The 17,177-nt window shown below is 70.5% G+C and carries 15 protein-coding genes and 1 riboswitch; of the genes, 12 read left to right on the top strand and 3 right to left on the bottom strand.

The window, feature by feature from the left end; translation table 11 throughout:
* The first annotated feature begins 203 nt into the window (after positions 1-203).
* From ACIBW6_RS34595 to ACIBW6_RS34550, 10 genes are all read left to right on the top strand, one after another.
* Positions 204-812 carry a CDP-alcohol phosphatidyltransferase family protein gene (locus ACIBW6_RS34595; RefSeq protein ID WP_399066856.1) on the top strand — a complete coding sequence of 203 codons (609 nt, stop codon included), beginning with the start codon at positions 204-206 and terminating at the stop codon, positions 810-812.
* Between the two features lie 114 nt (positions 813-926).
* Positions 927-3,422: a sugar phosphate nucleotidyltransferase gene (locus ACIBW6_RS34590; protein ID WP_399066854.1), complete on the top strand. Its 2,496-nt coding sequence runs from the start codon at positions 927-929 to the stop codon at positions 3,420-3,422.
* 91 nt (positions 3,423-3,513) lie between these two features.
* Positions 3,514-4,419, top strand: a complete 906-nt coding sequence (locus ACIBW6_RS34585; RefSeq protein WP_399066851.1) for a DUF881 domain-containing protein — start codon at positions 3,514-3,516, stop codon at positions 4,417-4,419.
* A complete protein-coding gene (locus ACIBW6_RS34580) occupies positions 4,416-4,748 on the top strand; it encodes a small basic family protein (protein ID WP_031069011.1) in 333 nt (110 codons plus the stop codon). The genes ACIBW6_RS34585 and ACIBW6_RS34580 overlap by 4 nt, the downstream gene beginning before the upstream one ends.
* 5 nt (positions 4,749-4,753) lie before the next feature.
* Complete coding sequence (locus ACIBW6_RS34575; protein ID WP_399066849.1) at positions 4,754-5,659, top strand: DUF881 domain-containing protein; 906 nt, start codon at positions 4,754-4,756, stop codon at positions 5,657-5,659.
* Positions 5,660-5,723: 64 nt separating this feature from the next.
* Positions 5,724-6,683, top strand: coding sequence for an FHA domain-containing protein (locus ACIBW6_RS34570; protein ID WP_399066864.1), 960 nt, complete (start codon positions 5,724-5,726; stop codon positions 6,681-6,683).
* A 22-nt stretch (positions 6,684-6,705) separates the two neighbouring features.
* Positions 6,706-7,437 (top strand): MerR family transcriptional regulator, encoded by a 732-nt coding sequence (locus ACIBW6_RS34565; RefSeq protein WP_399066847.1) that lies wholly within the window; start codon positions 6,706-6,708, stop codon positions 7,435-7,437.
* An 85-nt stretch (positions 7,438-7,522) separates the two neighbouring features.
* Positions 7,523-7,996, top strand: a complete 474-nt coding sequence (locus ACIBW6_RS34560; protein ID WP_005475662.1) for a bifunctional nuclease family protein — start codon at positions 7,523-7,525, stop codon at positions 7,994-7,996.
* Positions 7,997-8,188: 192 nt separating this feature from the next.
* Positions 8,189-8,815 carry a MerR family transcriptional regulator gene (locus ACIBW6_RS34555; protein ID WP_399066844.1) on the top strand — a complete coding sequence of 209 codons (627 nt, stop codon included), beginning with the start codon at positions 8,189-8,191 and terminating at the stop codon, positions 8,813-8,815.
* Positions 8,816-8,861: 46 nt separating this feature from the next.
* Positions 8,862-10,244, top strand: coding sequence for a DNA polymerase IV (locus tag ACIBW6_RS34550; RefSeq protein ID WP_399066842.1), 1,383 nt, complete (start codon positions 8,862-8,864; stop codon positions 10,242-10,244).
* A gap of 48 nt (positions 10,245-10,292) precedes the next feature.
* Here ACIBW6_RS34550 and ACIBW6_RS34545 read toward each other — a convergent pair whose 3' ends face one another.
* Positions 10,293-10,691 carry a PRC-barrel domain-containing protein gene (locus tag ACIBW6_RS34545; RefSeq protein WP_399066840.1) on the bottom strand — a complete coding sequence of 133 codons (399 nt, stop codon included), beginning with the start codon at positions 10,689-10,691 and terminating at the stop codon, positions 10,293-10,295.
* Positions 10,692-10,805: 114 nt separating this feature from the next.
* Positions 10,806-10,900, top strand: a riboswitch (glycine riboswitch).
* A gap of 183 nt (positions 10,901-11,083) precedes the next feature.
* On the opposite strand from ACIBW6_RS34545, the gene gcvP reads away from it, so the two are divergent.
* The gene (gene gcvP / locus ACIBW6_RS34540) at positions 11,084-13,969 is read left to right on the top strand and encodes an aminomethyl-transferring glycine dehydrogenase (RefSeq protein WP_399066838.1); all 2,886 of its coding nucleotides are present in this window, start codon (positions 11,084-11,086) and stop codon (positions 13,967-13,969) included.
* 55 nt (positions 13,970-14,024) lie between these two features.
* On the opposite strand, the gene ACIBW6_RS34535 is transcribed toward gcvP, so the two are convergent.
* Positions 14,025-14,225, bottom strand: a complete 201-nt coding sequence (locus ACIBW6_RS34535; RefSeq protein WP_399066862.1) for a DUF5999 family protein — start codon at positions 14,223-14,225, stop codon at positions 14,025-14,027.
* Positions 14,226-14,545: 320 nt separating this feature from the next.
* Positions 14,546-15,133, bottom strand: coding sequence for a hypothetical protein (locus tag ACIBW6_RS34530; protein ID WP_399066836.1), 588 nt, complete (start codon positions 15,131-15,133; stop codon positions 14,546-14,548).
* A gap of 521 nt (positions 15,134-15,654) precedes the next feature.
* On the opposite strand from ACIBW6_RS34530, the gene ACIBW6_RS34525 reads away from it, so the two are divergent.
* Positions 15,655-17,175 carry a glutamate-cysteine ligase family protein gene (locus tag ACIBW6_RS34525; protein ID WP_399066834.1) on the top strand — a complete coding sequence of 507 codons (1,521 nt, stop codon included), beginning with the start codon at positions 15,655-15,657 and terminating at the stop codon, positions 17,173-17,175.
* Positions 17,176-17,177: the final 2 nt, after the last annotated feature.

Here is a 17,177-nt window from a genome sequence, read left to right as displayed (position 1 = left end):
CTAAGCCTCACAGCGCCGATGGTACTGCAGGGGGGACCCTGTGGGAGAGTAGGACGCCGCCGAACTAATTGTAGAGAAAACCCCTGTCCGGGTTAACGGACAGGGGTTTTCTGCGTTTGTGGAGACCCCGTGTCCGAGGCCGGCCGGGCTGAGGGTAAAGTCATGAGGCATCGTTGGCTCGTTTCCCCACAGGAGGCCCCCGGGTGGAGGTCCAGGAGACCCGTGTCCAGACGGACCGGGTGCTCACCATCCCGAACATCCTCAGCATGGCGCGTCTCGTCGGCGTACCGCTCTTCCTGTGGCTCATCCTCAGGCCTGAGTTCGGCGGCCCCAAGAGCGACGGCTGGGCACTGCTGGTGCTCGCGCTCAGCGGGATCAGCGACTATCTCGACGGGAAGCTCGCGCGCCGCTGGAACCAGATCAGCAACCTCGGCCGGCTCCTCGACCCCGCGGCCGACCGGCTGTACATCCTGTCGACCCTGGTCGGGCTGACCTGGCGCGGCATTCTTCCCCTTTGGCTGACCGCCATACTGCTGGCGCGTGAACTTGTCCTCCTGGTCATGGTGGGGATCCTCCGGCGCCACGGCTATCCGCCGCCGCAGGTGAACTTCCTCGGCAAGGCGGCGACCTTCAACCTCATGTACGCGTTCCCGCTCCTGCTGCTCAGCGACGGGAGCGGGTGGATCCACGAACTCGCTGCTATTTTCGGATGGGCGTTCGCTGGATGGGGTACAACGCTGTATTGGTGGGCAGGGATCCTGTATGTGGTCCAAGTCCGCCGACTTGTCAAGGCGGACTCCAAGGCCGATTGAGCTCGCCCATTGGGCATCAGGTGAAGCCGGAGGACCCCGCCGCGGCGCGTGCGGGGTTATCGGGCGGGCGTAGTCGGTCGGACCGTCGACTCTTGCAAGGAGGACGCTTCCGACATGAAGGCCGTCGTGATGGCTGGAGGCGAGGGCACCCGCCTTCGCCCCATGACCTCGAGTATGCCCAAGCCGCTCCTGCCGGTGGCCAACCGGCCGATCATGGAGCACGTGCTCAGGTTGCTCAAGCGGCATGGGCTCACCGAAACCGTGGTCACTGTGCAGTTCCTGGCCTCACTGGTCAAGAACTACTTCGGGGATGGCGAAGAGCTCGGGATGGAGCTCACCTATGCCAACGAGGAGAAGCCACTCGGCACAGCCGGCAGTGTGAAGAACGCTGAGGAAGCGCTGAAGGACGATGCGTTCCTGGTCATCTCCGGCGACGCCCTGACCGATTTCGACCTCACCGAACTCGTCAATTTCCACAAGGAAAAGGGCGCGCTCGTCACCGTCTGCCTGACGCGCGTCCCCAACCCGCTGGAATTCGGCATCACCATCGTCGACGAGGAAGGAAAGGTCGAGCGCTTCCTGGAGAAGCCGACCTGGGGTCAGGTCTTCTCGGACACGGTCAACACCGGCATCTACGTGATGGAGCCCGAGGTCTTCGACTACGTCGAGGCCGACACCTCCGTCGACTGGTCCGGAGACGTCTTCCCGCAGCTCATGAAGGAAGGCAAGCCGATCTACGGCTATGTCGCCGAGGGCTACTGGGAGGACGTCGGCACGCACGAGAGCTACGTCAAGGCGCAGGCCGACGTCCTGGAGGGCAAGGTCGACGTCGAGCTCGACGGATTCGAGATCTCCCCGGGAGTCTGGGTCGCCGAAGGCGCCGAGGTGCACCCCGACGCCGAGCTGCGCGGCCCGCTCTACATCGGTGACTACGCCAAGGTGGAAGCGGGCGCGGAGATCCGCGAACACACCGTCGTCGGCTCGAACGTCGTCGTGAAGAGCGGGGCCTTCCTGCACAAGGCCGTCGTCCACGACAACGTCTACATCGGTGAGCACAGCAATCTGCGCGGCTGCGTCGTCGGCAAGAACACCGACATCATGCGCGCCGCACGGATCGAGGACGGCGCCGTCATCGGCGACGAGTGCCTGGTCGGCGAAGAATCGATCGTCCAGGGCAACGTACGGGTCTACCCGTTCAAGACGGTCGAGGCCGGTGCCTTCGTCAACACGTCGGTGATCTGGGAGTCCCGCGGCCAGGCCCACCTGTTCGGGGCGCGCGGCGTCTCCGGAATCCTGAACGTGGAGATCACACCCGAACTCGCCGTGCGGCTGGCGGGCGCCTACGCGACGACCCTCAAGAAGGGGTCGACCGTCACCACCGCCCGTGACCACTCGCGTGGTGCGCGCGCGCTCAAGCGGGCCGTCATCTCCGCCTTGCAGGCCAGCGCCATCGACGTACGGGACCTGGAGAACGTGCCGCTGCCGGTGGCCCGGCAGCAGACGGCGCGCGGCAGCGCCGGCGGCATCATGATCCGGACGACGCCCGGGGTGCCGGACTCCGTCGACATCATGTTCTTCGACGAGCGGGGCGCCGACCTGTCGCAGGGCAGCCAGCGCAAGCTCGACCGGGTCTACGCGCGCCAGGAGTACCGGCGGGCGTTCCCCGGCGAGATCGGTGACCTGCACTTCCCGTCCAGCGTCTTCGACTCGTACACCGGGTCCCTGCTGCGCAACGTGGACACGACCGGTGTCGCCGACGCCGGGCTGAAGGTCGTCGTCGACGCGTCCAACGGCAGCGCCGGCCTGGTGCTGCCCAGCCTGCTCGGACGGCTCGGCGTCGACGCGCTGACCATCAACCCCGGGCTCGACGAGTCGCGGCCCACCGAGACGGCCGACGCCCGGCGCTCCGGGCTCGTCCGGCTCGGCGAGATCGTGGCCTCGGCGCGGGCCGCCTTCGGTGTCCGGTTCGACCCGGTCGGCGAGCGGCTCTCGCTCGTCGACGAGAAGGGGCGGATCGTCGAGGACGACCGTGCGCTGCTGGTGATGCTCGACCTCGTCGCCGCCGAGCGGCGCAGCGGGCGGGTGGCCCTGCCGGTCACGACGACGCGTATCGCCGAGCAGGTGGCCGCGTACCACGGGACGCAGGTCGAGTGGACGAACACGTCGCCCGACGACCTGACGCGAGTGGGCCGCGAGGACGAGACGATCTTCGGCGGGGACGGCCGCGGCGGCTTCATCGTGCCGGAGTTCAGCAGCGTGTTCGACGGTACGGCGGCCTTCGTGCGGCTGATCGGGCTCGTCGCGCGGACGCAGCTGACACTGAGCCAGATCGACGCGCGGATCCCGCGGGCGCACGTCCTCAAGCGGGATCTGGCGACGCCGTGGGCGGTCAAGGGCCTCGTCATGCGGCGCGTCGTGGAGGCGGCCGGCGATCGGTCCGTGGACACCACCGACGGGGTGCGCGTGGTCGAGGCGGACGGCCGGTGGGTCATGGTGCTGCCCGACCCGGCCGAGGCCGTCACCCATCTGTGGGCCGAGGGCCCCGACGACGCCTCCGCGCAGCAACTGCTCGACGAGTGGTCCGCGGTGGTGGACAGCGCGGGCCGCTGAGTCCTCGCCCCGACCGGTCGGCGTCCCCGCGGGGGCGCCGACCGGCACGCCGGACGGGGCCATTCGGAGGTAACGGCCGCGACGTGCGACGATGTGCGGCATGCCGCAGCAGCCCCCCGTTCGGAGCACCCCCAAGCGTCCTGCGCGCCCGGACGCCTCCATGTCGCTGCTGACCAACGTCATGGACCACAGCCTGGACGACGGGTACGCGGAAGCCGCGGCCCGCAGACGGGCGTCGGGGCAGAGCGGACTGCCGAAGACGCTGCGCGCGAAGCTGGGACTGGCGGCCGGCCTTGTGCTCGCCGCGCTCGTGGTGACGGTCGGAGCCGCGCAGGCCCGGGTCGCCGCGCCGGTCGTGGCCAAGGAGCGCGAGGAGCTCATCGACCGCATCGAGCAGGAGACCTCGTCCGCCGACAAGTTGGAGGGCCGGGTCGACTCGCTCCGCACCGACGTGGGGAACATGCAGCGCGAGGCGCTGCGCAAACACGGCGGTGAGCAGGGCGAGTTGACGGGCGTGCTGTCGGGCGCGCTCGCGGTCCACGGCCCCGGCGTGAAGCTCGTCGTCGACGACGCCAAGTCCGCCGAGTCCGGTGGCGGCGGCGGGCCCCGGGAGAGCGCGGGATTCTCCGACACCGGGCGGGTGCGCGACCGGGACATGCAGCGCGTGATCAACGGCCTGTGGCAGTCGGGTGCCGAGGCCGTCAGCATCAACGGGCAGCGGCTCACCGCCCTGTCCGCGATCAGGGCCGCGGGTGACGCGATACTGGTCGACAACAAGCCGCTGGTGCCGCCCTACACGGTGCTCGCGGTGGGGGACGGCCAGCGGCTGAGCACCCGGTTCCAGAACAGTCCTGACGGCTTGTATCTGCACGCCCTGCAGGAGAACTTCGGGATCCGGACCAGCATCTCGGCCCAGGACGACATCCGGCTCCCCGCCGCACCCAGCGTGATCGTTCGTACAGCACAGCCGAGAGCAGAGCAGAAGGGCACATCGTGATCGCCGTACTGGGTCTCGTCGTGGGAGTCGTGGTCGGGCTGTTCGTCCGGCCCGAGGTTCCGGCGGTTGTCGAGCCCTACCTTCCGATCGCCGTGGTCGCGGCGCTCGACGCGGTGTTCGGCGGGCTGCGCGCCATGCTGGACGGGATCTTCGTCGACAAGGTGTTCGTCGTGTCCTTCTTGTCGAACGTCGTGGTGGCCGCGCTCATCGTCTTCCTGGGCGACAAGCTGGGCGTCGGCGCGCAGCTGTCCACCGGGGTCGTCGTCGTCCTCGGCATCCGCATCTTCTCCAACGCTGCCGCGATCCGCCGGCACGTCTTCCGGGCGTGAGGCCGATGAACGCGGAACAGGGCGAGAACCCCGGGAACGGGGAAGCGGGCGAGCCGGCTCACCGGTTGCGCAAGGAGCTGCCCGCCGAGGTGGCCGGCGGCGCCCGGGGGACCGGGGCGGAGCCGCCGGCGGACCAGGCCGGCGGGGACGGATCCGGCCGTGCGGACGGGCCGGACGGCGAGGACCGGCTGACCGGGCGGCAGCGGCTCGCGCAGGGTCTGTGGCCGCCGCGCGTGTCGCGGGCGCAACTCACCGTCGCCGTGCTGCTGTTCGTCCTGGGCCTCGGACTCGCCATCCAGGTGCGGTCCACCAGCGACAACAGCGCCCTGCGAGGTGCGCGACAAGAAGATCTCGTGCGCATCCTCGATGAACTCGACGACCGGACTCAGCGTCTGGAAGATGAGAAGCAGGGTCTTGAGGACCAGCGCACCGAGCTGGAGAACAGTTCGGACCAGGCCGAGGAGGCCCGCAAGCAGACGGTCGAGAAGGAGCGGCAGCTCGGCATCCTGGCGGGCACCGTGGCGGCGCAGGGCCCCGGGATCACCATGACGGTCACCGACACGAAGGGGGCCGTCGAGCCGGACATGCTGCTCGACGCGGTGCAGGAGCTGCGCGCGGCGGGCGCCGAGGCGATCCAGGTCAACGACGTGCGCGTGGTGGCCGGTACGTATCTGACGGACGGGAGCGGGGGGAAGGGGGTCAGCGTGGACGGGCACAAGATCGGCCAGCCGTACGTCTTCAAGGTCATCGGCAAGCCGCAGGACCTCGAACCGGCCCTGAACATCCCTGGAGGTGTGGTGCAGACGCTGGAGAAAGAGCAGGCCACGGTGGCTGTGAGCCGGTCGGAGAAGATCGTCGTGGACGCCTTGCGAGCCGCGCGACAGCCTGACTACGCTCGGTCGTCCTCATAGTGGGGGGCGGGCGCATGGGGGATGTCGTGCGAGGGCATGAGGTTGCGGGGGGTCGGCGCACCCGATACGGGGTGCGTGGTGGAAACTGTTTGGCGGATCCGGACGTTGTGAGGATGTCCGTGTCCATGAAGTACGCCGATGTGTGCAGTCAGGGTTCGTCCTGCCCCACGGGCGGGTCTGTTTCGGTCAAGGGGAATCGCCCGTGAAGTTGTTTGCGAAGTTGTTCGGCAAGAGCGCGCGTGAGGACAACCGTCATCGTGCGTCGCGCCAGGGAGACGTGCCGGAGACGCAGGTGGGCGAGCGCCCGCTGTTCCGGGACCAGATCGGTGGCGACCCGTCGGGCCGCGGCGCGTCGTCTGTTGACCCTGCCGGTTCCGGCCGCATAGGTTTCGGAGAACCGTCGACCTCAGGTACGGGTCAAGGGTCCGGTTCCGGCCCGTACGCGTCCCATGCCCCTGGTGGGCAGCCGCGGCAGGAGGATCCGTCCATGTCGGCCATGGTCTGTACGAGGTGCGGGAACCGCAACGGCGAGAACAGCCGGTTCTGCTCCAACTGTGGTGCGCCGTTGCGCGGCGGAGCGGTCCCCGAGGGGCCGTCCGAGACGACGTCCACGATCTCCATCTCGGGTCTGGAGTCCTACGACCCCGAGGCCACCGGCCAGACGCAGCTGCCGACCCTGTCGCCCGAGGCGCAGGCCGCGGTCGACGCGCTGCCGCTGGGTTCGGCGCTCCTGGTGGTGCGCCGCGGACCGAACTCGGGCAGCCGGTTCCTGCTGGACGGCGACCTCACCACGGCGGGCCGCCACCCGCAGAGCGACATCTTCCTGGACGACGTGACCGTGTCGCGCCGCCACGTGGAATTCCGTCGCCAGCAGGACGGCTCGTTCACCGTCTCCGACGTCGGCAGCCTCAACGGCACGTACGTGAACCGGGAGCGGATCGACTCGCTGACGGTGAACAACGGCGACGAGGTGCAGATCGGCAAGTACCGGCTGGTCTTCTACGCGAGCCAGCGAGGCATCTGACCCCGAACCTTCAGGAAGGTCCATGCTTCACACACCGAGGGGCGGTACCGGAACGGGTACCGCCACCGCGGACAGTCGGCTGATGAGCATCGGCACCGTACTGAACGTGCTGCGCGAAGAGTTTTCCGAGGTCACCATCTCCAAGATCAGGTTCTTGGAGTCCGAGGGCCTCGTCGAGCCGCAGCGGACGCCCTCGGGCTACCGCAAGTTCAGCCCGGACGACGTCGAGCGGCTCGCCCACGTCCTGCGGATGCAGCGGGACCACTACCTGCCGCTGAAGGTCATCAAGGAGCAGCTCGACGCTCTGGAACCGGGCGAGGCGTTGCCCGTACCGGCCCCTGGGCGGCCCGGTGACGCCCTGGACGACGCCGAGGCGGCTCCCACCGCCGTGCGCATCGGCCGGGACGAGCTGCTGGCCGCCGTGGGCATCGAGGAGGACGAGCTCGACGAGTGGGAGTCGTACGGGCTCGTCGTCCCGCTGCCGGAGGGCGGCTACGACGCCGCGTCGGTGTCGGTGGCCGAGCTCATCGGTGAACTCGGCCGGTTCGGTATCGAACCGCGGCACCTGCGGGTCATGCGGGCGGCCGCGGACCGGGAGGCCGCTCTGGTGGACTCCGTGGTCGCGCCGCTCAAGGTGCACCGCAATCCGCAGACCAGAGCCCTGGCGCAGGCCCGGGCCAAGGAACTGGCGGGCCTCACCGTGCGGCTGCACGCGGCATTGGTGCAGACTGCACTCGGGGTGCGTCTGCCCTGATCGCGGGGCGGGCGAGCGCCGTGGGCCCGGCCCGCGGCGGATGCCCGACTACCCAAACCGGCCGGGCACGTCCTAGGGTTGCTGTGTGAACGAGCTCGACGTCGTAGGTGTCCGGGTGGAAATGCCCTCCAACCAGCCGATCGTGCTCCTGCGTGAAGTGGGAGGCGACCGCTACCTCCCCATCTGGATCGGACCGGGGGAGGCGACCGCGATCGCCTTCGCCCAGCAGGGCATGGCTCCCGCGCGTCCGCTGACGCACGACCTGTTCAAGGACGTGCTGGAAGCGGTCGGACAGGAGCTCACGGAAGTCCGTATCACCGACCTGCGGGAAGGTGTCTTCTATGCGGAGCTGGTGTTCGCAAGCGGCGTCGAGGTCAGCGCCCGCCCGTCGGACGCCATAGCGCTCGCGCTGCGCACCGGGACGCCGATCTTCGGCAGCGACGGGGTCCTGGACGACGCGGGGATCGCCATCCCGGACGAGCAGGAGGACGAGGTGGAGAAGTTCCGCGAGTTCCTCGACCAGATCTCACCCGAGGACTTCGGGACCAACAGCCAGTGACCGGCGCTCCCTGACCACGAGGCGGTCGCTCCCGGGCGGCCGCCTCCGCGCATTCAGCTAGCCTTTCCCCGCGGTGGGACACGGGAAACCACTCCTAGGGTGATTATCACTCGGCGTGGCGAGTGTGGCGTTCGTTGACGCACCCCTTGTGACTGCCTACCGTCGAGAAGGCAGGTCAAAGAGGAGGTCGGCGTGAGAAGCAGCGGCGACGGTACGGCGACGGGCGGTCCGTACTCGTTTCACGGCAGCGCGGCCGATCACACTCCGCAGCGCCCGCAGGCATTGTCTGCGGTGGCGGGGGAGAGCGGCGAAGCGGCTTCCGAGCAGGGGGATGTCGGGTACCGGGGACCCACCGCGTGTGCGGCGGCCGGCATCACGTACCGGCAACTCGACTACTGGGCCAGAACGGGTCTGGTCGAGCCGAGCGTACGGGCCGCGTACGGCTCGGGCACACAGCGGCTCTACAGCTTCCGGGACGTCGTGGTCCTCAAGGTCGTCAAGCGGTTCCTGGACACGGGCGTCTCCTTGCAGAACATCCGTACGGCCGTACAGCACCTGCGGGAGCGGGGCTTCGCGGACCTGGAGCGCATGACCCTGATGAGCGACGGCGCGACCGTGTACGAGTGCACGTCACCGGCCGAGGTGCACGATCTGCTCCAGGGCGGACAGGGCATCTTCGGGATCGCGGTGGGCGTGGTCTGGCAGGACGTGGAGCGGGCCCTGTCGCAGCTGCACGGGGAGCGCCTGGACACCGGGGAGACACTGGTGCGGCCCAATCCCGCGGACGAGCTGGCGAGGCGGCGCAACCGCGCCGGGTGAGCGCCGCGCGGCCGGGTTGTCAGTGGCGTAGGGCAGCATCGGTGGGGTGAGGAACGGTCCGACGATTCTGCATCTCGACATGGACGCCTTCTACGCCTCGGCGGAGCAGGCGGCCAAGCCGAGCCTGCGCGGGAAGGCGGTCGTCGTCGGCGGGCTCGGACCGCGAGGTGTCGTGGCGACCGCGTCGTACGAGGCGCGCAGGTTCGGGGTGCACTCGGCGATGCCGATGGGCCAGGCGCGGCGGCTCGCCCCCCATGCGGCGTACCTCGTGCCGCGGTTCCGGCTGTACCGGGAGATCAGCGAGCAGGTGATGGGGCTGCTGCGGGGGCTCTCGCCGCTGGTGGAGCCGCTGAGCCTGGACGAGGCGTTCGTCGATCTGGAGGCCGGTGAGGTGGCCTGGGACGAGGCGTCCGCGGAGGCCGTGGGGCACCGGCTGCGGGCGGACATCCGGCGGGTGACCGGCCTGACCGGGTCCGTGGGGCTCGCCGCCTCCAAGATGCTGGCGAAGATCGCGTCGGAGGAGGCCAAGCCGGACGGTCTCGTGCTGATCCGGCCGGGGACCGAGCGGGGGCTGCTCGGGCCGAAGTCCGTGCGCATCCTGCCCGGGGTCGGGCCGGCCACCGGGGACCACCTGCGGCGGGCCGGGATCCTCACGGTCGCGGAGATCGCCGGGGCGGGCGAGGACGAGCTGGTGCGGCTGCTGGGGAAGTCGCACGGGGCGCACCTGTACGCGATGGCGCTGGCCCACGACGACCGGCCCGTCGTCGCCGAGCGGGACTCCAAGTCGGTCTCGGTCGAGGACACGTACGACGTGGACATCCACGAGCGGGTGCGGGTCCGTGCGGAGGTCCAGCGGCTGGCCGACCGCTGCGTGGAGCGGCTGCGGGCGGCCGAGCGGTCGGGGCGGACCGTGGTCCTCAAGGTGCGGCGCTACGACTTCTCCACTCTGACGCGCTCCGAGACGCTGCGTGGGCCCACGGACGACCCGGGAGTGGTGCGGGAGGCCGCCGCGCGGCTGCTGGAGTCCGTCGACACGACCGGCGGGGTGCGGCTGCTCGGGGTCGGGGTGAGCGGCCTCGCCGACTACACGCAGGAGGACCTCTTCGCGCAGGCCGCAGCCGCGGAGGAGGACCGGCCCGCGGGGGAGGCCGTCGGGGCGGGGGAGGAGCCGGTCGCGGCCGTCGAGGTGGCCGCCGAGCCGGTGCCCGAGCGGCGGTGGATGGCGGGGCACGATGTCCGCCATGCCGAATACGGGCCGGGGTGGGTGCAGGGCAGCGGGCTCGGGCGGGTGACCGTGCGGTTCGAGACGCCGTACGCGGCGGGGCCCGGGCGGGTGCGGACGTTTCTCGTCGATGATCCGTCGCTGGAACCCGGGGAGCCCTTGCCGCTGGTCGAACCGGGCGCCGGCCGCGGCGAGGCGGAGGCGTAGAGCAGGTGCGGGCGCCGCTGACACGGGGCTCCGCCCCGGACCCGCTCCTCAATCGCCGGAGGGGCTCGGCTCGGTCGGCTCCGTGCCCGCGATGCGGCCGAACAGGACGTCGGGTGTCTCCGGTGCCCCCGGGGACGGCAGGGCCAGGCCGTAGTGGTGGTAGAGCTGGAGCTCCTGCTCGGGCGAGAGGTGGCGGCCCACGCCGAAATCGGGGGAGTCCTTGACCAGGGCGCGTTCGAAGGGGACGCGGAGGGTGCCGTCGACCAGTTCGCTGGGGGCCAGCGGGATGAAGGCGTCGCGGCTGAAGAGGCCGGTGCGTATCGCCGCCCACTCCGGTACACCCGTGGCGTCGTCGAGGTAGACCTCGTCGATCGTGCCGAGTCTGCTTCCGGTGCGGTCGAACGCCTTGCGGCCGATCAAGGTGCGCGGATCGATGTCGGTCTGCACGGGCCCTCCCGGAGGTCGCAACTCGTTTGTAAGCACTACGAAAGAGCACATTGGGGAAGGCGGCCACTCGAGGGATTCCCCGATGACGCCGCTGGTAGGCTGGCAAACGGCTGCTGACCCCGTGCGGGAGAGTCTCCGGAAGTCGTCGGAGGCGCCGAAGGAGCAAATCCTCCCCGGAATCTCTCAGGCCCCTGTACCGCACGGACGAGGTCACTCTGGAAAGCAGGGCGGGTGCACGTAGTCCGCCCTCACCGACGGTGAAAGCCGGCGCGCCGCGCGATCGTGCGGGCGGGCCGGTGAAGCTCTCAGGTTGAGATGACAGAGGGGGAGGCCGTCCGGGCACCCACGCCGTGGTGCCCCTCGCAGGTCGCACTGACCAGGAGGCCTCCGCAATGACCGCCAACCGTACTCCGCTCTCCGCGCTGGAGCAGGGCATCCCCTTCGAGCAGCGCCACATCGGTCCGGATGACGCCGCGCAGGCCAAGATGCTCGCGCAGGTCGGCTACGGCTCGCTCGACGAGCTGACGGCGGCCGCGGTGCCGGACGTGATCAAGAGCGCCGAGGCGCTGGAGCTGCCCGCCGCAAGGACCGAGGCCGAGGTCCTCGCCGAGCTGCGCGCCCTCGCCGACCGCAACGAGGTGCTCGGCTCGATGATCGGGCTCGGGTACTACGGGACGTTCACCCCGCCCGTCATCCTGCGCAACGTCATGGAGAACCCGTCCTGGTACACGGCCTACACGCCGTACCAGCCGGAGATCTCGCAGGGCCGCCTCGAAGCCCTGCTCAACTTCCAGACCATGGTCGCCGAGCTGACCGGGCTGCCGACCTCCGGCGCCTCCCTGCTCGACGAGGGCACCGCGGCCGCCGAGGCGATGGCGCTGTCGCGGCGCGTCGGCAAGGTCAAGGACGGCGTCTACCTCGTGGACGCCGACGCGCTGCCGCAGACCCGCGCGGTCATAGAGACCCGCGCCGAGCCGACCGGTGTGGAGATCGTCGTCGCCGACCTGGGCGACGGCATCCCCGCCGAGGTCGCCGAGCGCGGCGTCGTGGGCGTGCTCCTCCAGTACCCGGGCGCCTCCGGTGCCGTGCGGGACATCAAGCCCGTGATCGACCAGGCGCACGAGCTGGGCGCCGTCGTCACCGTCGCCGCCGACCTGCTCGCCCTCACGCTGCTGACCTCGCCCGGCGAGCTCGGCGCGGACATCGCCGTCGGCACCACCCAGCGCTTCGGCGTCCCGATGGGCTTCGGCGGCCCGCACGCCGGTTACATGGCCGTACGGGAGAAGTTCGCGCGGTCCCTGCCCGGGCGGCTCGTCGGCGTCTCCGTCGACGCCGACGGCAACAAGGCGTACCGCCTCGCCCTGCAGACGCGGGAGCAGCACATCCGTCGCGAGAAGGCGACGAGCAACATCTGCACGGCGCAGGTGCTCCTCGCCGTCATGGCCGGCATGTACGCCGTCTACCACGGGCCGGACGGCCTGCGCTCCATCGCGCGCCGCACCCACCGCTACGCCACGCTGCTCGCCGCCGGTCTGACCGCGGGCGGCGCCGAGGTCGTGCACGGGACGTACTTCGACACCGTGACGGTCCGGGTGCCGGGCACGGCCGCCCAGGTCGTCCGCGCCGCCCGGGAGGGCGGGGTGAACGTGCGCCTGGTCGACGCCGACCACGTGTCGGTCGCCTGCGACGAGACCACCACGCGTGACCGGCTCCACGTCGTGTGGAGCGCGTTCGGCGTCGAGGCCGACATCGAGGCGCTGGACGCCGCGACGGCGGACGTGCTCTCCGGTGCGGCGCTGCGCACCGACGAGATCCTGACGCACCCCGTCTTCCACCAGTACCGCTCCGAGACCGCGATGCTGCGTTACCTGCGCAGGCTCGCCGACCGCGACTACGCGCTCGACCGCGGCATGATCCCGCTGGGGTCCTGCACGATGAAGCTGAACGCGACGACGGAGATGGAGCCGGTCACCTGGCCCGAGTTCGGGCAGCTGCACCCCTTCGTGCCGGCCGAGCAGGCGCAGGGCTACCTCACGCTCATCACCGAGCTGGAGGAGCGGCTCGCCGAGGTCACCGGGTACGACAAGGTCTCGCTCCAGCCGAACGCGGGGTCGCAGGGCGAGCTGGCCGGGCTGCTGGCCGTGCGCGGCTACCACCGGGCCAACGGGGACGCGCAGCGGACCGTCTGCCTCATCCCGTCGTCGGCCCACGGCACGAACGCGGCGAGCGCCGTGATGGCCGGGATGAAGGTCGTCGTCGTGAAGACCGCCGACGACGGCGAGATCGACGTCGCGGACCTCCGCGCCAAGATCGAGCAGCACGCGGAGCAGCTCGCCGTCCTCATGATCACGTACCCGTCGACGCACGGCGTCTTCGAGGAGCACGTCGCCGACATCTGCGCCGCCGTGCACGACGCCGGCGGCCAGGTGTACGTCGACGGCGCGAACCTCAACGCGCTGGTGGGCCTGGCCAAGCCGGGGCACTTCGGCGGCGACGTGTCGCACCTGAACCTGCACAAGACGTTCTGCATCCCGCACGGCGGCGGCGGCCCCGGTGTCGGCCCGGTCGGGGTGCGCGCGCACCTCGCCCCGTACCTGCCGAACCACCCGATGCAGCCGGCCGCGGGACCGGAGACCGGTGTCGGACCGATCTCGGCCGCTCCGTGGGGCTCCGCCGGCATCCTGCCGATCTCGTGGTCGTACGTGCGGCTCATGGGCGGTGAGGGGCTGAAGCGGGCGACGCAGGTCGCGGTGCTCTCCGCCAACTACATCGCCAAGCGGCTCGAACCGCACTACCCCGTGCTCTACACCGGGCCCGGCGGGCTCGTCGCGCACGAGTGCATCATCGACCTGCGGCCGCTGAGCAAGGCGACCGGCGTCACCGTCGACGACATCGCCAAGCGCCTCATCGACTACGGCTTCCACGCGCCGACCATGTCGTTCCCGGTCGCCGGGACGCTGATGATCGAGCCGACCGAGAGCGAGGACATCGACGAGCTGGACCGGTTCTGCGAGGCGATGATCGCCATCCGCGGCGAGGTCGAGCGGGTCGCCTCCGGCGCCTGGCCGGTCGAGGACAATCCGCTGCGGAACGCGCCGCACACGGCCGGGATGCTCGGCGGGGAGTGGGAGCACGCGTACACCCGCGAGGAGGGTGTCTTCCCCGCGGGGGTCAGCGCTTCCGACAAGTACTGGCCGCCGGTGCGCCGTATCGACCAGGCGTTCGGCGACCGGAACCTGGTGTGCTCGTGCCCGCCCCTGGACGCCTACGAGGCGTGAGGGAGGTGCCGAGGGCCGCGCGGCCGACCGCGCGGCCCTCGGCGCGGCACAGCGGCTACGCCGCCGTCACCACCGGCGCCAGCGGGCGGTGCGGGGCGATGACCGTGCCGTTGGGCAGCAGTTCGCCGGTGTCCTCGAAGAGCAGCACCCCGTTGCACAGGAGGCTCCAGCCCTGCTCCGGGTGGTGAGCCACGGGGAGGGCGGCCTCCCTGTCCGCGGAGTCTGCTGTCGGGCACGATGGCTGGTGCTGGCACATGGCTGGGTACTTTCGCTGCGTAGTGATCTCGATGATGTCGGCGTCCGTGCTGCGGCTGGAAGTCATGTCCATGGCCGCCCCCCGTTTTCAGTCGGTCGGAACCCAGTGTTGCCCTGCGGGCGTCGATCCGCAGGCATTTCCTTGCAGCGGTCCTCACTTGAGCAAGACGCATCACCCGTGCGGGCGGTTCAGCTCAATTGCCCGGCCTCTTCGGGTGGTTCGGGGTGGCCTGAGCGGACTAGTCCGCCCGGGCAGGACTGTGCCCCGCGGTCGGATGCCGCGGGGCACAGCTCTGAGAGGCGTGGTTCCCTCCGGTCGGCTCAGGCCAGCAGGGCGGCCCGTGGCGAGGTCAGCCGCAGGGCGAGGACCGGCAGCAGCTCCGCCACCCGGTGCGGGCGGTAGGCCGCGATGCCCGGGGGCGCCGGGGCGAGCGGGACCAGGATGTCGTCGGCCGCCGGATCGCCGCTCGCCGGGTCGGCCGTGGGGTCGCCGTGCAGCCACAGGGTGAGCATGTACAGCTCCGGCACCGAGAGCAGGCGCGGCTGGTAGGTCCCCGGCAACGACTCCGCCTGGCGCAGGGCGCGCTCGGTGGAGGTGATGTACGGACCCTCGAAGAAGTGCGAGAAGGCCCAGCCGTCCGGGGTGAGCATGGTGTCGGCGGCCGCCACCGCCCGGTCCGCGCACCGGACCAGGAAGCGCCAGCCGGTCAGGCGGGCGGGGGTGGGACGGCCGGTGGTCTCGGTGATGCGGTCCAACTCGTAGACCGGCAAAGGCAGTTCGGGACTTGCTGGTCCCTGCGCGGCGCGCAGGGACGGGGTGCGGGCCTCACGGACGGCGGTGGGAGAACTCAGGGCCGCGAGGACGCTGCGCAGGGCAGGCGCTGGAGCCGGGGGGACATGCAGCGGCATGGTGGGTCGCCTCTCATTCGACAGGCACGTGGTGCGAGGGCGGTGCGGGACGAGCGGACGGCGCTGTCTGCTGCGGGTACGCGGAAAAGCGCGACGTGACGCGGATCAGAGGGGGCGGGGCCTCGAAACGGGGGCCAACTCTCCGTCCGTCCGCGGAGTTTATACGACATATGTTCACACGGTGTTTCCGCTACCAGAGCCGCGTGGGTGCGCAAGGAGCTATTCGGCCGTCGCTCCGGCGGTGTTTTGTCGGCGCCCGCCCGATTTTATGGGAGCCTTGACCGCATGACCTCGGCGTTGCCCGATCGGGCGGTCGGCTGATACTCGTCGGCGTTTTTCACCAGGCCCTCCCAGGTGAATCTGTAAAAGGCCCCATGCCTAAGGAATGTGCCGCCGGGTAACTGCATCGAGCGTACTGCTCCGCGGACCCGCGCGGGGCGTTTCGATCACACCGGTTGGGCATCATCCACCGTGACATGCGGCCGGATCGTCGGGCTGCCCATGCGAGGAGGGATGCTCCCATGGGGGAGAAGGTCGCTGCGGCGGCGGTCGGCCGGGCCGACCGCCGGGCCTACCGGCAGAAGGTGCAGGAGTGCCTCGCGGGCCTCGGGAGGCTGCTGGACGAGAAGCGGTTCGACCGGCCCAAGAATCTCATGGGGCTGGAGATCGAACTGAATCTCGCCGGGCCCGACGGGATGCCGAGGATGATGAATGCGGAAGTACTGGAGAGGATCGCGAGCCGGGATTTCCAGACCGAACTCGCGATGTTCAATCTCGAAGTGAATATCGCCCCGCACCGGCTCGGCGGCCGCGTTCTCGACCAGCTCGCCGAGGAGCTGCGCACGGGCCTCGGCTACGCCCACCGCAAGGCGAACGAGGTCGACGCGGGGATCGTGATGATCGGCATCCTGCCGACGTTGCAGGCGGACGACCTGGTCTCGGCGAACCTCTCGGACGTCGACCGTTACACCCTGCTCAACGAGTCGATCGTCGCCGCGCGCGGGGAGGACTTCGCCCTCGACATCGACGGGGTCGAGCGGCTGACCTGCACCTCTTCCTCGATCGTGCCGGAAGCGGCGTGCACGTCCGTGCAGTTGCACCTCCAGGTCACTCCGAACCGGTTCGCCGCCGTGTGGAACGCGGCGCAGACGGTGGCGGCGGTGCAGATCGCGATGGGGGCCAACTCGCCGTTCCTCTTCGGACGCGAGCTGTGGCGCGAGTCGCGGCCGCCGCTGTTCCAGCAGTCGACGGACACCCGCCCGCCCGAGCTGGCCGCGCAGGGGGTGCGGCCGCGGACCTGGTTCGGGGAGCGGTGGATCGACTCGGCGTACGACCTCTTCGAGGAGAACCTGCGGTACTTCCCGCCGCTGCTGCCGATCGTGGACGAGGAACGGCCGCTGGAGGTGCTCGACAAGGGCGGGGTGCCGAGCCTCGCCGAACTCGTGCTGCACAACGGCACCGTGTACCGCTGGAACCGGCCCGTCTACGACGTCGCCGACGGCGTCCCGCACCTGCGCGTCGAGAACCGGGTACTGCCCGCCGGACCCACCGTCACCGACGTCATCGCCAACGTCGCCTTCTACTACGGGCTGGTACGGGCCCTGGCGGAGGAGGCGCGGCCCGTCTGGTCGCGGCTCCCCTTCGAGGCGGCGGCCCGCAACTTCGAGACCGCCTGCCGGGAGGGGATCGACGCCCGCCTTGAGTGGCCGCGCCGGGGCCGGTTCGGCGGCACCGAGCAGGTGGCGGCCACCACCCTGGTCCGGGACGAACTGCTGCCGCTCGCGGCGGCCGGGCTCGACGCCTGGGGGGTCGAACCCGCCGACCGGGACCACTACTTGGGAGTGATCGAGCAGCGGTGCGCACGGCGCATGAACGGGGCGTCCTGGCAGGCGGCGACGTACCACCGGGCCCTGGAGAGCGGACTGGAGCGCGAGGCGGCGCTCGCGGCGACCACCCGCCGATACGCCGAGCTGATGCACCTGGGCGAGCCGGTGCACACCTGGCCCGTCGGGCTGCCGGAGCCCGCGGTCCCGCTCGGCTGACG

This window comes from Streptomyces sp. NPDC049813 (genome assembly GCF_044465085.1).
GTDB lineage: Bacteria > Actinomycetota > Actinomycetes > Streptomycetales > Streptomycetaceae > Streptomyces.
Note: the sequence above shows the minus strand (reverse complement) of the source record. Positions and strands in the feature narration are given on the sequence as shown.